The sequence below is a fragment of the Pseudomonas sp. AC211 genome, assembly GCF_979258055.1.
The window spans coordinates 4,612,973-4,627,656 of record NZ_OZ409830.1 but is presented as its reverse complement, the minus strand read 5'-3'; the positions used below and the strand labels follow the sequence as shown (position 1 = coordinate 4,627,656).

At 62.1% G+C, this 14,684-nt stretch carries 10 protein-coding genes; 6 read left to right on the top strand and 4 right to left on the bottom strand.

What is annotated here, in order from left to right; translation table 11 throughout:
- Window positions 1-20: 20 nt before the first annotated feature.
- The 3 genes from pdxA to ACZZZP_RS21710 are packed head-to-tail and all read right to left on the bottom strand — an operon-like array spanning window position 21 to window position 4,997.
- Entirely contained in the window at window positions 21-1,007 is a 987-nt protein-coding gene (pdxA, locus tag ACZZZP_RS21720; RefSeq protein ID WP_122491982.1) for a 4-hydroxythreonine-4-phosphate dehydrogenase PdxA, read from the bottom strand.
- Entirely contained in the window at window positions 1,004-2,296 is a 1,293-nt protein-coding gene (locus ACZZZP_RS21715; protein WP_163016473.1) for a peptidylprolyl isomerase, read from the bottom strand. Before ACZZZP_RS21715 ends, pdxA begins: the two co-directional genes overlap by 4 nt.
- Window positions 2,277-4,997, bottom strand: coding sequence for an LPS-assembly protein LptD (locus ACZZZP_RS21710; RefSeq protein ID WP_463384082.1), 2,721 nt, complete (start codon window positions 4,995-4,997; stop codon window positions 2,277-2,279). The genes ACZZZP_RS21715 and ACZZZP_RS21710 overlap by 20 nt, the downstream gene beginning before the upstream one ends.
- 126 nt (window positions 4,998-5,123) lie before the next feature.
- On the opposite strand from ACZZZP_RS21710, the gene ACZZZP_RS21705 reads away from it, so the two are divergent.
- Genes ACZZZP_RS21705 through ACZZZP_RS21695 form a run of 3 tightly spaced genes read left to right on the top strand, consistent with a single transcriptional unit; the run spans window position 5,124 to window position 7,590 of the window.
- Window positions 5,124-6,149, top strand: coding sequence for an aminoglycoside phosphotransferase family protein (locus ACZZZP_RS21705; RefSeq protein WP_463384081.1), 1,026 nt, complete (start codon window positions 5,124-5,126; stop codon window positions 6,147-6,149).
- Window positions 6,146-6,817 (top strand): N-acetylmuramate alpha-1-phosphate uridylyltransferase MurU, encoded by a 672-nt coding sequence (gene murU / locus ACZZZP_RS21700; RefSeq protein ID WP_463384080.1) that lies wholly within the window; start codon window positions 6,146-6,148, stop codon window positions 6,815-6,817. Before ACZZZP_RS21705 ends, murU begins: the two co-directional genes overlap by 4 nt.
- Entirely contained in the window at window positions 6,817-7,590 is a 774-nt protein-coding gene (locus ACZZZP_RS21695; protein WP_463384079.1) for a TerB family tellurite resistance protein, read from the top strand. The genes murU and ACZZZP_RS21695 overlap by 1 nt, the downstream gene beginning before the upstream one ends.
- 251 nt (window positions 7,591-7,841) lie before the next feature.
- Here ACZZZP_RS21695 and ACZZZP_RS21690 read toward each other — a convergent pair whose 3' ends face one another.
- Window positions 7,842-8,906 carry an alpha/beta hydrolase family protein gene (locus ACZZZP_RS21690; protein WP_463384078.1) on the bottom strand — a complete coding sequence of 355 codons (1,065 nt, stop codon included), beginning with the start codon at window positions 8,904-8,906 and terminating at the stop codon, window positions 7,842-7,844.
- A gap of 208 nt (window positions 8,907-9,114) precedes the next feature.
- On the opposite strand from ACZZZP_RS21690, the gene ACZZZP_RS21685 reads away from it, so the two are divergent.
- The 3 genes from ACZZZP_RS21685 (at window position 9,115) to ACZZZP_RS21675 (ending at window position 14,670) form a co-directional block, all read left to right on the top strand.
- A complete protein-coding gene (locus tag ACZZZP_RS21685) occupies window positions 9,115-11,463 on the top strand; it encodes a PAS domain-containing sensor histidine kinase (protein WP_463384767.1) in 2,349 nt (782 codons plus the stop codon).
- Complete coding sequence (locus ACZZZP_RS21680) at window positions 11,460-12,089, top strand: response regulator transcription factor (protein ID WP_122491976.1); 630 nt, start codon at window positions 11,460-11,462, stop codon at window positions 12,087-12,089. The genes ACZZZP_RS21685 and ACZZZP_RS21680 overlap by 4 nt, the downstream gene beginning before the upstream one ends.
- Before the next feature lie 1,873 nt (window positions 12,090-13,962).
- Window positions 13,963-14,670: a response regulator transcription factor gene (locus tag ACZZZP_RS21675; protein WP_463384077.1), complete on the top strand. Its 708-nt coding sequence runs from the start codon at window positions 13,963-13,965 to the stop codon at window positions 14,668-14,670.
- Window positions 14,671-14,684: the final 14 nt, after the last annotated feature.

Here is a 14,684-nt window from a genome sequence, read left to right as displayed (position 1 = left end):
GCGGCAAAAGAAAGGCCGGCTTACCGGCTTTCGGCCATCTGATAGGCCGTTTCGAGGGCGACTTGCAGGCTGCCGGTATCGATCTTGCCGGAGCCGGCCAGATCCAGAGCGGTGCCGTGGTCGACCGAGGTGCGAATGATCGGCAGGCCGAGGGTCACGTTTACCGCAGCGCCGAAACCTTTGTACTTCAACACCGGCAGTCCTTGGTCGTGATACATCGCCAACACGGCGTCGCAGTGGTCCAGGTGCTTGGGTGTGAATAAAGTATCGGCCGGCAATGGGCCGATAAGGTTCAACCCTTCGGCACGCAAAGCGGCTAGGGTCGGTTCGATAATTTCAATTTCTTCGCGCCCCAAGTGCCCGCCTTCGCCCGCATGAGGGTTCAGGCCGCACACCAGGATTCGGGGCGCTGCGATGCCGAACTTGTTCACCAGATCGGCGTGCAGAATGCGCGTCACCCGTGTCAGGCGCTCAGGAGTAACGGCTGCAGCCACGTCCTTGAGCGGCAAGTGCGTGGTCACCAGCGCCACCCGCAGGCCGCGAGTGGCGAGCATCATCACCACTTGTTCGGTGTGGGTGAGGTCGGCGAGAAATTCGGTATGGCCAGAGAATGCGATGCCCGCTTCGTTAATCACACCTTTGTGCACGGGCGCCGTAATCATTCCGGCGAAATCGCTGTGCAGGCAGCCTTCACCGGCGCGCGTCAGGGTTTCGAGTACATAAGCGGCGTTGCGCGAGTCGAGCTGGCCGGCGGTTACGGCGCTGCGTAGCGGCGTGTCCCAAACGTACAGGGTGCCGGCAGGTGCGGGGGCGTCGGGCCAGGCATCTGGCGTGACCGCTACCGCCTGAACCGCCACGCCCAGTTGCGCGGCCCGCTCGGTGAGCAGGTCGCGGCTGGCGATGGCGATCAGGGGATAAGGCTGGGCGTGCTGGGCAAGCAGCAGGCACAGGTCGGGACCTATGCCGGCCGGCTCGCCGGGAGTAAGAGCGAAGCGCGGTAGGGTCACAGTTTGACTTCTACGTATGCCTCGTCGCGAATCTGGCGCAACCAGGCTTGCAGCTCTTCGTCGTACTTACGGTTGCGCAGGGCGTTGAGGGCCTGCTGCTTGCGGAACTCGTCACTGCTGTCCGTGGCGCGACGGCCAAGCACTTCCAGAACGTGCCAGCCGTATGGGCTTTTGAACGGTTTGGACACTTCACCGCTGGCGGTATTGGCCATCACGCGCTGGAACTCCGGCACCAGGGTGCTCGGATCAATCCAGTTGAGGTCGCCGCCGTTGAGAGCCGAACCCGGATCTTCAGAGAAGCTTTTCGCCAGTTCGCCGAAGTCTTCGCCCGCCAGGATGCGGTCGTACAGACGCTCGACCAGGCGCTGGGTTTCAGCTTCGGTGCGGATCTCGCTCGGCTTGATCAGGATATGACGAACATGTACTTCGTCACGCATCTGGCTGTCGCCGCCGCGTTTTTCCAATAGCTTGATGATGATGAAACCGCCCGGCGTGCGCACTGGCTCGGTAACGTCGCCGACTGCCAGCGCGCCAACCATGTTGTCGAACGGAGAGGGCAATTGAGCGGCTTTACGCCAGCCCATGTCGCCGCCTTCCAGCGCCGTTTCACTTCCGGAGCTGGAAATAGCCAACTGGGCGAAGTCGGCGCCTTGCTTCAGTTGCTGATAAATAGCGTTGGCTTGTTTGTCCGCAGCCTGAATGGTTTCCGGCGAGGAGCTTTCCGGCACCGGAATCAGGATGTTGGCCAGGTGGTATTCCTGCGAAAGCTGGATTTTGCCCAGGTCGGAGGCGAGGAAGTTCTGCACTTCCTGATCCGTTACTTGAATGCGTTCGGCCACACGGCGCTGGCGCACTCGGCTGATAATCATCTCGCGACGCACTTGCTCACGGGCTTCGTTGAACGATAAGCCGTCCTGCGCCAGCGCCGCCTGGAATTGCTCGACGCTCATGTTGTTGCGCTGAGCGATGGTGCCGATGGCCTGGTTCAGTTCTTCGTCAGTAATGCGGATGCCCGAGCGATCGCCGATCTGCAGTTGCAGGTTTTCGATGATCAGGCGTTCCAGCACTTGCTGGCTCAGTACGTGCTCCGGCGGCAGTGCGGCACCGCGCTTGGCGATGGTTTGTTGAACCTCGCGCAGGCGGCCGTCCAATTGGCTTTGCATGATTACGTCGTTGTCGACGATAGCCACAACGCGGTCAATGGACTGTACGTCGGCGTGTGCCGCGGTACCCAGAAGCATGGCGCCCAGCAGCAGCGGGCGCAGACAATCAATAAGCTTGGTCTTCACGTTGACGATAACCTTGGATGCCTTGGTCGAGGAAACTCTCGACTTTGTTGCCGATAACGCCGCCGAGGCCTTTCAGCACGATTTGCAGGAAGATCCCGCGGTCGCCGTTGGCTTCGCGTTTCAAGTCGAATTCGTCGTACTCAACCCAGTAGCGGTTGATCAGACGCAGTTTCCAGCAACAGTTGTCGTACTCGAAACCACCAAAGGCCTCCAGCGTACGGCTCTGGTTGTAGTCGAACTGCCAGCGAGCGATAGCGCTCCACTGCGGTACGACCGGCCAGATAACCGAGAAGTCGGACTGATCGATCTTGTATTCGTCGCCGCCCACTTCGAATAACCCGGTTTGCGGGTTGAAGCGCTTGACGTCGTTACGGTAGCGGTAGCCGGCGTTAACGATTTTGCCGGGGTTCGCTTCTGGCTGGTAATGCGCCATCACGTTACCGGAACGGGTTTCGCCGGCGTCCGGGTCCCAGTTCAGGTCGGAGCTGACACGCCAGTCACGGTTGATGCGGTATTGACCGGTCAATGCGTACGGCGACACCGAGGCTTCGTCTTTCGCTTCAATACCTGGCAACTGCACTTTGCGGTCTTCGAAGTAGAGAGTCTGGCCGATCGCAACGCTGGCGCGCTCGAAGCCGTTGTCCTCGATAAAGCTGCTGCTGGTGCCCAGCGACAGTTGGTTGGCATCGCCAATGCGGTCGCTGCTGGAGAAGCGGTTTTCACGGAACAGCGAGGCATAGCTGAACGGCGTTTCGCTGGTGTCGAAAATCGGGATGTCCGACTGATCGCGATACGGCACGTTCAGGTAATACAGGCGCGGCTCGAGGGTCTGGCGGTAGTTGTTGCCAAACAGAGTCGTGTTGCGGTCGAAGTACAGGCCGCTGTCGACGCTGTACAACGGCACGCCACGGTCCTGGCTGTTCTGGAAATCGTTGCCGGCAGTCGCGAGGTCATTCTTGCCTTTCTGATCCAGATCCAGGTCGTAGTCGGTGTACAGGTACTTCATCGTCGGTTTGACGTAACCCCAGTTCCAGTTCAGCGGCAGGCTTACGCCTGGCTCCAAGTGGATGCGGTCGCCCGTTGCGCGGGTAAGGCCAGTCAGATAGCTATCTGGGCTACTCGTGTTGAGATAGTCGTACTCGTCCAGATCGCGGTCGAAGCGTACAAACTCGGTGTTGTACGTGAAGTTCACACCGCCCGGTTGGAACGGCAGAACGCCATCAAACGTCACCTGAGGCAGGCGATCGTACGGGGTCACGTCAGTTACGGTGGCCAGCTGATACGCGTGCATATTGAGCTTGGCATCGAAGCTGTCGCCCCGGTATGTCAGCGCGCCTTGCTGGTTCACGAAGGTCTGGCTGCTAACGTCCAGGTCGGTTTCCAGATCCTGGAAGTAGTACGGGTCGCTGATCTTGGTGTAATCGACCGTGCCCAGCAGACGCGAATCGAGGCCGGTCTGGTTTTTCAGGCTGTACAGATAACGTTGATCTTCGTACTTGGGCTCATCCTTGCGCTCGTCGTCGCCGTCATCCAGGTAAGCAGCGCTGACCTGGCCTTCGCTGCTTTCGGTGAGGTAGCGGAACTCGCCTTCCATCAACACGCCGCGCTCGGACATGAAGCGTGGATACAAGGTGGCGTCGTAGTTAGGCGCCAAGTTGAAGTAGTACGGCGTTACCAGCATCAGGCCGGTGTCGCTGGACGAGCCGATGCTCGGCGGCAGGAAGCCGGACTGGCGACGGTCGTCGATTGGGAAATAAATGTACGGGGTGTAGAAGATCGGAATGTCTTTAACCCGCAGGGTCACGTTGGTCGCGGTACCGAAGCCGGTCGCCGGGTTCAATGTGATGTTGTTGCCCTTCAGGTTCCAGGCGTTGCTGCCCGGTTCGCAGCGGGTGTACGTACCATCCTTGAGGCGGATGATCGAATCTTCCTGGCGCTTGGCATACAGCGCGTTGCCGCGAACGCTGGATTTGTGCAGCACGTATTCGGCGTTGTCGATTTGCGCTTCGCCGGTATCGAGTTGCAACTGAGCGTGGTCACCGACCACCAAGGCACCGTTGTCACGCAGACGCACGTTGCCGTTCAGCTCGCCACGGTTTTCAGCCTGCAGCAGGCTGGCCTCGTCGGCCTCCACCTGCATGCTGCCCTGGCGCATCACCACATCACCAGCCAAGGTCGCCACTTGTTGTTCCTGCTCATAGCGCGAGGCTTTGGCAGACACATAAGTCGGCGCATCTTTCTTGGCGGTTTTGTCGTTCATGCCGGGACGTTCCGGCTCGATGTACGCACCGGAGCAGTACGGGCCGGTTTCGGCCAGTTGCTCGGCGGTGAGCTTCTCGCGCGGAACCCAGTCGAGGTGACTGTAGTCAGCACTGCGAGACTTCAACGCTTTGCCTTTGCTCTCGGTCACCAGCTGAGGCTTGGCCTCAGTGGCAACGGCTTCACCCGAGGCGACCGTGCTGGTCTGCTCGGCCGAAGTACCGGCCAATGAGCTGACCGCGCCGGCGCTGTGCACAGGGCGCGGAGGCAATACGGCAGTGTTCGATTTTGGCGAACATGCCCAGCCACCCGTAGCCGACACAGCGCAGTCATACTGCTCAGCGGCGACCACGTATTGCGTGGCAACAGGTTGCAAAGCCAATAGGCTGCCGGTAACCAGCAGAGGGAATTTTTTACGAAACGCGGGGTATTTTACTGCCATCTTGTAGTCCGGGCTTCCTGCGCGCCATCGGCCCGCTAGGACCGCACGCCTCTCGATGGGCTGAAAAAGATGCTGGATAATAAAGCATGACCCGCACAACGGCTAGGGCCGTCGGAGACCCTTGTAATGCTTGATGAAGATGTACGCCTGCAACAGCTGTCCGTGTGGCTCGATGAGCAATTACCCGCCCTGTTTGCCGATCGCGGCTGGGGCCCGGTTCCGCCTGCAACCCTTACTGCAGCTAGCAGCGACGCCAGTTTTAGGCGCTACTTTCGCTGGCAGGGCGAGGGCCGCACATTCATCGTGATGGACGCCCCGCCGCCTCAGGAAGACTGCCGCCCCTTCGTGAAAATGGCCGGTTTGCTAGCCGAAGCAAAAATAAATGTGCCGGAAATTTTGGCCCAAGACCTCGAACGCGGCTTTTTGCTGCTGCCTGATCTTGGCCGCCACACTTATCTGGACGTCATTAATGACGACAACGCCGACGCCTTGTTCGCCGACGCGTTGAATGCACTGGTGGCCTTCCAGCAACTGCCGCAGCACACGCCGTTGCCCAGTTACGACCACGCGTTGTTGCACCGCGAGCTGCAACTGTTCCCCGACTGGTATGTGCGCCACGAACTGGGGCTGGAATTCACAGACGCGCAGCTCGCCGCCTGGCAACGCATCTGCACCGTGTTGATCGACAGCGCGTTGGCCCAGCCAAAGGTGCTGGTGCATCGCGACTACATGCCCCGCAATCTGATGTTCAGCGAGCCGAACCCCGGCGTGCTGGATTTTCAGGATGCGGTGTATGGCCCGGTCACCTACGACGTCACCAGCCTGTTTAAAGACGCCTTCCTCAGTTGGCCCGAGCCGCGTGTGCGCGTCTGGTTGAGCCAGTACTGGCAACAAGCGCAGGCCTTGAACATTCCGGTGCAGCCCGACTTCGAAGATTTCCTGCGCGCCAGCGACCTCATGGGCGTACAGCGGCACCTCAAAGTTATCGGCATCTTCGCGCGCATCTGCCACCGCGACGGCAAGCCGAAATACCTGGGCGACGTGCCGCGTTTCTTCTCCTATATAGAAGCGGTGCTCGCGCGTCGTCCGGAACTGGCTGAGCTCGGCGAGTTGTTTGCCAGCCTGCACGCATCCAAGGCGGTGCCCGCATGAAAGCCATGATTCTGGCGGCCGGCAAAGGCGAGCGCATGCGCCCGCTGACCCTGCATACGCCCAAGCCGCTGATTCCGGTCGCCGGCCAACCCCTGATCGAATACCACCTGCGCGCGCTGGCGGCGGCAGGTTTTCGCGAGGTGGTGATCAACCACGCCTGGCTCGGTCAGCAGATTGAAGATCATTTGGGCGACGGCTCGCAGTTCGGCCTGCGCATCGTCTATTCACCCGAAGGCGAACCGCTGGAAACCGGTGGCGGCATCCACAAAGCGTTGCCCTTGCTCGGGGATGAGCCGTTCCTGGTCGTCAACGGCGACGTCTGGACCGACTACGACTTTCGCGCAATTCCCAGACACATCACCGGCCTGGCTCATCTGGTGATGATCGACAACCCCGCGCACCATCGCGCCGGAGACTTCACCTTGCGCGATGGCCAGCTCAGCGATGCCCATCCCGGCGCCGCCACGCTCACCTACAGCGGCATCGCCGTGCTGGCGCCGGCCCTGTTTGCTGGCTGCCAATCGGGCGCGTTCAAGCTGGCGCCGCTGCTGCGCGAGGCCATGGCCGCAGGGCGTGTGAGCGGCGAGCATTTCCAAGGGCATTGGGTAGACGTCGGCACCCATGAGCGCCTGGCCGAAGTGGAACAGCTGCTCGCGGTGGCCGGCTGATGCTCTGGCCAGCGACCGTCGTGGGCGCCACCGCCGGTTTGGCGCTGGCCAGTATTCCGGGCGCTTTGCTGGGCATTTTGCTCGGCCAGGTGGTGGACCGGCGCATGGCCCTGGAGAGCTGGGACGACTTGCGCGGCCGGCTCAAAGGCGCGCGGCCGGTGGGCGTGTCGGATCAAGACCTGCTCTTCGTGCTGCTCGGTCGCCTGGCCAAGAGTGACGGCCAAGTGCTCGAAGTGCACATCCAGCAAGCGCGCGCCGAAATGCAGCGCCTGCAACTCACCGACGGCGAACAGCGCCGCGCCATCGACGCCTTCACCCGCGGCAAAAACGGCCAGGACGGCTTACGCCTGCCGCTGCGTCGTTTGCGCAGCGAGTTGCGCGCCGCCGAAGAAGTGCTGCGCGCCTGCTGGCGCATGGCCTGGGCCGACGGCCGCGCCACCAGCACCGAGCGCGAACTGATTGTGCTGTGGGGCAAATGGTTGGGCATAGGGCGCGACGCCGTGGCGGCCCTGGGCGCGGAATTCGAACCGCGCAAAAGCACCAACGTCACCAGCGTGGTCAGCTATGAACAGGCGCTGCGTTTACTGAACGTGGCCCATGGCAGCGATGTGCAAACCATCAAAAACGCCTACCGGCGGCTGCTCAGTCGGCATCATCCGGACAAGCTGGTGGGCGCAGGCGCGAGTCCGGCGAAGGTGCGAGAGGCGACGGAGAAAACGCGGGAATTGCACAGTGCGTATGCGGTGGTTAAGGAGCAGCGAGGGTTTCGGTGAGGGTTATTTGAAGAACGGTTTTTGGTGAAGGTTTCGATAGGTGGCGCGCCGATTTTCTGCGCCCGGCGCAACATTCTGGATCCCGAATCGTCGAACCGCCGCCTTCGCGAGGATGACGGTGGTCGTTGCAAAAAACTCCGTCATCCTCGCGAACGCGGGGATCCAGAATTTCGGACCGAAGCTCGAATCACGGATCGACAAAATCCAACCGTCGCACCAAGCCTAAAAACAAAGCCCAACCCCAACACCCCTCAAATCCCCGGCGAAGCCGGCTCAACCGGCTCCGGAACCGCATCCGGCTCCGGCGCACTCGCCGGCGCAGACCGATCCGGCTGCACCGCCCCCGCCTGCACATGCTGGCTCAGCCACCCTTTAACCCGCCGATACAACTGCTCCTGCTCCGTCGCCCGATCCCCCGGCAACGCGCCCATCGCCACCTGGATATACGCCGGATGCTTCTGCCGCTTACCCGCCTGCGCCCGCAGCTTGGCGTTATCTCGGTCCAGCGCCAGGTCGCGGTAGTAAAAGTCGCCGGTGGCCAGTTTCAGCTGTGGCACCAACTCCTCCAATACCGGCGCGAAACCAACCGGTTTCTCAGCCGCGATCAGAATCAGATTGCTCACTTGCTTGGGCTTGTTATCCGCCAGATAACGCGCCGCCCAGTAGCCGCCGCTGCCATGGCCGAGCAGCACGATGGCCTTGGCTTTTTGTTCCTGGGCAAAGGCGATGGCCGCTTCGATTCGGGCGCTCACGCGGGTGGCATGGGCGGTGCGCTGTTCTTCGCTAATGCCACTGGGCGGCGGTGTGTTGTCGGCCGGCACGGCGGCGTTTTCCGGTGTGGTGGCCGGCGCGGGTTCGGTGGTTTCGGCGGGTTTGCTTTCGCCTTCGGCCGGTGGCGTGGCTTGCAGTGGGCGCAGCGGCGGCTCGTCGCCTTGAGGGTCGGGCAGGCTCAGGCTCAAGGTGTGCCAGCCGGCATCGGGCAGTTTTTCCCGCAGCGGCGCCATCGCCAGGGGCCAGTCGGCCGTTTCGCCGTCACCGGGAATTAAAATCACCACGCCGCTGGGCTCGCCCACGTTGGCCAACTTATACAGCGCCAGAAACTGCTCATCGCCGGCCGTGAGCATTTGCTGCTCCTTGGCCGGCACACGTTTGGCCAGGGCGGCGGCATCGTCAACGCTGCGTTCGGCCAGCGGCGCGCGTTCCACTGCGGCGGCGGGCTCGCCTTCTTTGCTGGGCGCCGGTTCATCGGCAGCGTGCACAGCGCCACACAGCAGCAGCGAGACCAGGGCGAGAGCGGGGCGAAGCGACAGCGGCATTGGGCAAGTCCTGAGCGAGAACAATGGGTGCAGCCTAATCGGCAGTCGTGCATTTGTCAGGCGCAGGTTTAGCGGTGCGCCCGTCGGCTGGAGTAAGGTAGGCCGGCTCGCTGTTCCCTCCTGAGGTTTTCGCTGGATGCGCCGCCCGTTGCTACGTTCTGTTTTCTGCGCATTGCTCGCGCTGCTCGGCTTGTTGCCGGGCCTGGCGATGAGCGACGCACCACCCTCGCTGGCGCTGAACAGAGAACAGCAAGCGTGGCTCGAAGCGCATAAACAGCTGCGCGTCGGTGTGGTGCTGCAAGCGCCCTATGCGCAAATGGACCGCCGCCAACAGAAGTTATCCGGTGCCCATATCGACCTGCTGAACGACCTCGCTGCCGCGCTGCACGTCGACCTTATCTGGCAAACCTACCCCGACCAGGCGTCTCTGGAGGCCGCTGCCCAGGCGCGCTTGTTCGACATCGCGCCCGGCCAGATGCAAACCCCGGCCGGCCTGCGCCAGTGGCTGTTCACCGACCCCTACATGCGCGTGCCGCAACTGGTGGTGGGCGCACGGGTGGGCGGCGCGGCGGTGGACTTCGAGCAATTAGGCAGCAACGACCCCGTGGCCGTGCGTATGCCGAGTGCGGTGGCCGACTACCTGCGCAGCTCCTATTCCAACCTCAACCTGCAAGGCGCGGACAACGAGCGCCAAGCCCTGCGCAATCTGTTGGCCGAGCGCGTGAAATACGTGGTTATCGACGAAGCCCAACTCAGTCGTCTATCCGGCGAGGCCGAGTTCGCCGAGCTGGCCGTGGTCGGCGATATCGGCTTCCCGCAATTGCTGCGGGTGGCCACCCGCCGCGATTGGCCGCAGCTGTCGGCCATCATCGACAAAGCCCTGGCCGGCCTCACGCCCAAGCAGCTCGACCAACTGCACAACCGCTGGGTGCAAATCAAATACCCGCGCCTGAGCGAGTCGCCGGGGTTCTGGCAAAACCTCACTAGCCTGTTCGCCGTGCTGCTGGCCGGCGCCGTGGCGTGCCTGTTCTGGCTGCGCCGGCAAGTGCGCCGCCTGGAGCGTGACCTGCTCAGCGCCCGGCACGCCCTGGACCTGCGCGAAGCCGCTGAAGAAGCGTTGCGCCTGACGCAGTTTTCCATCGACCAAAGCACCGTCGGCATCCTCTGGGTTAACTGGGACAGCCACGTGCGTTACGCCAACCGCGCCGCCGAACAACTGCTCGGCTACCCGGCCGGTGGCGTGGTTGAACTGCCTTTGGCCGCCTTCGACCCGAACTTGCACATCGACCGCTGGCTGGCCCTGTGGAAGCGGGCGCGGGGCAGCGACGGCGAGCCGCTGAGCTTCGAAAGCTCGCTGCTGCGCGCTGACGGCACGACCTTGCCAGCGGATGTGTCGCTGAGCTTTCTGCGTTTTCGCCAAGCCGAATACCTGGTGGTGTACATCACCGACGTCACCGAGCGCCGTCGCGCTCTGGCCGCGCTGCAAGAAAGCCAGGCGCGCCTGCAAGGCATCGCGGCCAACGTGCCGGGCATGGTGTTTCGCCTGGAGCGCGCGCACGTTGGCGCCGACGTGGAATTCGCCTTTATCAGCGACGGCAGCGAAGGCATGGTCGGCTACCCGGCCGCCGTGTTGCAGGCGTCCGACCGAGGCCTGCGCAGCCTGGTCTACAGCGAAGACAAAGCCAGCTACCACGGCACGCAAGACCAAGCCTTCGCCCATGACCGCGACTGGCACTGGCAAGGCCGCATCCTCACGCGCGACGGCGAACAGCGCTGGGCCGACATCAAAGCCATCGCCCGGCGTCTGGACGACAACAGCGTGGTCTGGGACGGCATCGCCTGGGACATCACCGACAACAAACGCATCGAGCTTGAACTGGCCGGCTCGCGCGCCCAGCTGCGGGAATTGTCCGCCCACCTGGAAAGCGTGCGCGAAGAAGAAAAAGCCCGCATCGCCCGCGAAGTGCACGACGAGCTGGGCCAAGTGCTCACTGTGCTGAAGCTGGAAACCTCCATGTGCGAACTGGCCTATGCCGAGCTCGATCCGGGTTTGCAGGACCGCCTCAACAGCATGAAAAAGCTGATCGCCAACCTCTTCCAGTTGGTACGCGACGTCGCCACCGCATTGCGCCCGCCGATCCTCGACGCCGGCATCGCCTCGGCCATCGAATGGCAAGCCCAGCGCTTCGAAGCGCGCACGCAAATTCCCTGCATCGTGCAAGTGCCCGACAACCTGCCGGCCCTGGCCGACGCCAAAGCCATCGGCCTGTTTCGTATTCTTCAAGAAGCGCTGACCAACGTGATGCGCCACGCCCAGGCGCATACTGTCGAGCTTCGCCTGGAGCGCGAAGGCGACGACCTGTGCCTGACCGTTGCCGACGACGGCCTCGGCTTTGTCGCCACGCCTGGACGTAGCGCCTCGTTTGGCTTGGTCGGCATGCGCGAGCGTGTGCTGATGCTGGGCGGCACCTTGCGCCTGGACAGCCAGTTGGGCGAGGGCACCACCCTGACCGTGCGCATTCCCCTGGCCGCACGTAACGAGGAGATAGAACCGTGATTCGTGTACTGGTCGCCGAAGACCACACCATCGTGCGAGAAGGCATCAAGCAACTGATCGGCCTGGCCAAAGACCTGTGCGTCGCCGGCGAAGCTAGCAACGGCGAGCAGTTGCTGGAGACCTTGCGGCATACCGAATGCGAAGTGGTGCTGCTCGACATCTCCATGCCCGGCGTCAACGGCCTGGAAGCCATTCCGCGCATCCGCGCGTTGAGCAATCCGCCGGCTATTCTGGTGCTCTCGATGCACGACGAAGCACAAATGGCCGCCCGCGCCCTGAAAGCCGGCGCCGCCGGATACGCCACCAAAGACAGCGACCCGGCGCTGCTACTCACCGCTATTCGCCGCGTGGCGGCCGGTGGGCGTTACATCGACCCGGAGCTGGCCGACCGCATGGTATTTGAAGTCGGCCTGACCGACTCGCGGCCCTTGCACACGCGGCTCTCGGAGCGGGAGTTTTCGGTGTTTGAACGGCTCGTACAGGGTGCCAACGTTAACGACATTGCTCAGCAGCTGGCGCTGAGCAACAAGACCATCAGCACGCATAAAGCGCGGCTGATGCAGAAGCTGAATGCAGCGTCGGTGGCGGATCTTGTTAAGTATGCGATGGAGCATAAATTGGTGTAGCCGCGCTGCACTTGTAGGAGCCGGCTTGCTGGCGAACCGTGGAAAAGGAATTCGCGACCTTCGTTTGCAGGGTTCGCCAGCAAGCTGGCTCCTACGGGAATACGCCGATCAACGTCGTTAGCCATCCTCACCCCGCCCAAACATCCGTCATCCCCGCGCAGGCGGGGATCCAGAGTTTTGTGCCGGGCGCGGGCGTGAGGGATGCGGATAGCTTCAACGCCGGACCCAAAATCGTGTGCAGTCCAACATGTCTGTACGCCGAGAAATTCTGGATCCCCGCGTTCGCGAGGATGACGGATGTGTTTTCGGGAGTCTGGGTGGGTCCGTCGGATTTCGGGCGGGCGTAGGCGCCCAAACCACCGTCATCCCCGCGCAGGCGGGGATCCAGAGTCTTGTGCCGAGCGCAGTCGTGAACGATGCGGATAGCTTCAATGCCGGGCCCAAGATCGTGTGCAGTCCAACATGTCTGTACGCCGAGAAATTCTGGATCCCCGCCTTTGCGGGGATGACGGATGTATGTGCGGGAATAGGCGTAGGGCCTGCAGATTGCCCAAACCACCGTCATCCCCGCGCAGGCGGGGATCCAGAGTTTTGTGCCGGGCGCAGGCGTGAGGGATGCGGATAGCTTCAAGGCCGGGCCCAAAATCGTGTGCAGCCCAACATGTCTGTACGCCGAGAAATTCTGGATCCCCGCCTTCGCGGGGATGACGGATGTATGTGCGGGAATAGGCGTAGGTCCTGCAGATTGCCCAAACCACCGTCATCCCTGCGCAGGCGGGGATCCAGAGTCTTGTGCCGAGCGCAGTCGTGAACGATGCGGATAGTTTCAAAGCAGAACCCAAAATCGTGTGCAGCCCAACATGTCTGTACGCCGAGAAATTCTGGATCCCCGCGTTCGCGAGGATGACGGATGTATGTGCGGGAATAGGCGTAGGGCCGGCAGATTGGCCAAACCACCGTCATCCCCGCGCAGGCGGGGATCCAAAGTCTTGTGTTGGGCGCAGGCGTGAGGGATGCGGATAGTTTCAAAGCAGAACCCAAAATCGTGTGCAGTCCAATATGTCTGTACGCCGAGAAATTCTGGATCCCCGCCTTCGCGGGGATGACGGATGTATGTGCGGGAATAGGCGTAGGTCCTGCAGATTGCCCAAACCACCGTCATCCCCGCGCAGGCGGGGATCCAGAGTTTTGTGCCGGGCTCAGGCGTGAGGGATGCGGATAGCTTCAAGGCCGGGCCCAAAATCGTGTGAAGTCCAACATGTCTGTACGTCGAGAAATTCTGGATCCCCGCGTTCGCGGGGATGACGGATGTGTGTGCGGGAATAGGCGTAGGGCCGGCAGATTGGCCAAACCACCGTCATCCCCGCGCAGGCGGGGATCCAGAGTTTTGTGCCGGGCGCAGGCGTGAGGGATGCGGATAGCTTCAAGGCCGGACCCAAGATCGTGTGCAGTCCAACATGTCTGTACGCCGAGAAATTCTGGATCCCCGCGTTCGCGAGGATGACGGATGTGTTTTCGGGAGTCTGGGTGGGGCCGGCGGATTGCGGGCGAGAGTAGGCGCCCAAACCACCGTCATCCCCGCGCAGGCGGGGATCCAGAGTCTTGTGCCGAGCGCAGGCGTGAGCGATGCGGATAGTTTCAAGGCCGGACCCAAGATCGTGTGCAGTCCAACATGTCTGTACGCCGAGAAATTCTGGATCCCCGCGTTCGCGAGGATGACGGATGTGTTTTCGGGAATCTGAGAACGTCTCGCAGATCCCGGACGAGAACAAGCGTTGAGGCGCGCGCAACCGCCCCGATCAGCGCATCTAGTATTTCTCCCCCCGAACCCCCCACAATCGCGCCCCATAACAACAAGCCGAGCGCACTCAGCATGGAAAAACTCCTGGTCGTCGAAGACGCACCCGAAATCCGCGAGATGGTTTCGCTGTATCTGGTCAACGCCGGCTATGAAGTGCTCAGCACCCCTTCGGGCCATGAAGGCATGCGCCTGTTCGAGCGTCATCAACCCGCTGCTGTCATCCTCGATATCGGCCTTCCCGATATCGACGGCCTCACCGTCGCCGCCCAGCTGCGCAGTAAAAGCCCGCAAATCGGCATCATCCTGGTCACTGTGCGTGACGACGATTTTGACCGCGTGGCCGGTCTTGAAACTGGGGCCGATTGCTATATCACCAAGCCCGTTAACCTGCGTGTGTTGCTCGCGCAAATTCGCAGTCTGCTGCGTCGCCGTCAGGGCGATAAGACGGATCAGGATGTGCTGCTCGGCACCTACAAAGTGGATTTGCTGCGCCGCCGAATCAGCGATGAAGAGGGCAGCGATGTGTCGCTGACGGCGGGCGAATTCGCCTTGCTGGTGGGGCTGATCGAGCGGCGCGGCAAGCCGGTCAATCGCAACGATTTGCTCGCCTGTTTGCGCCATGGTCTCGAGAGTGAAGACTCCGGGGATTTGCGCACCGTCGACACGCTGGTGGCGCGGCTGCGGCGCAAACTCGAGCTCAATTCAAACCGCCCGCAACTGATCCAGACCGTCTACGGCCGGGGTTACAAGCTGGCGGTGCAAGGCGAGATGTCAAACTGATGGCGCCTGGCTAC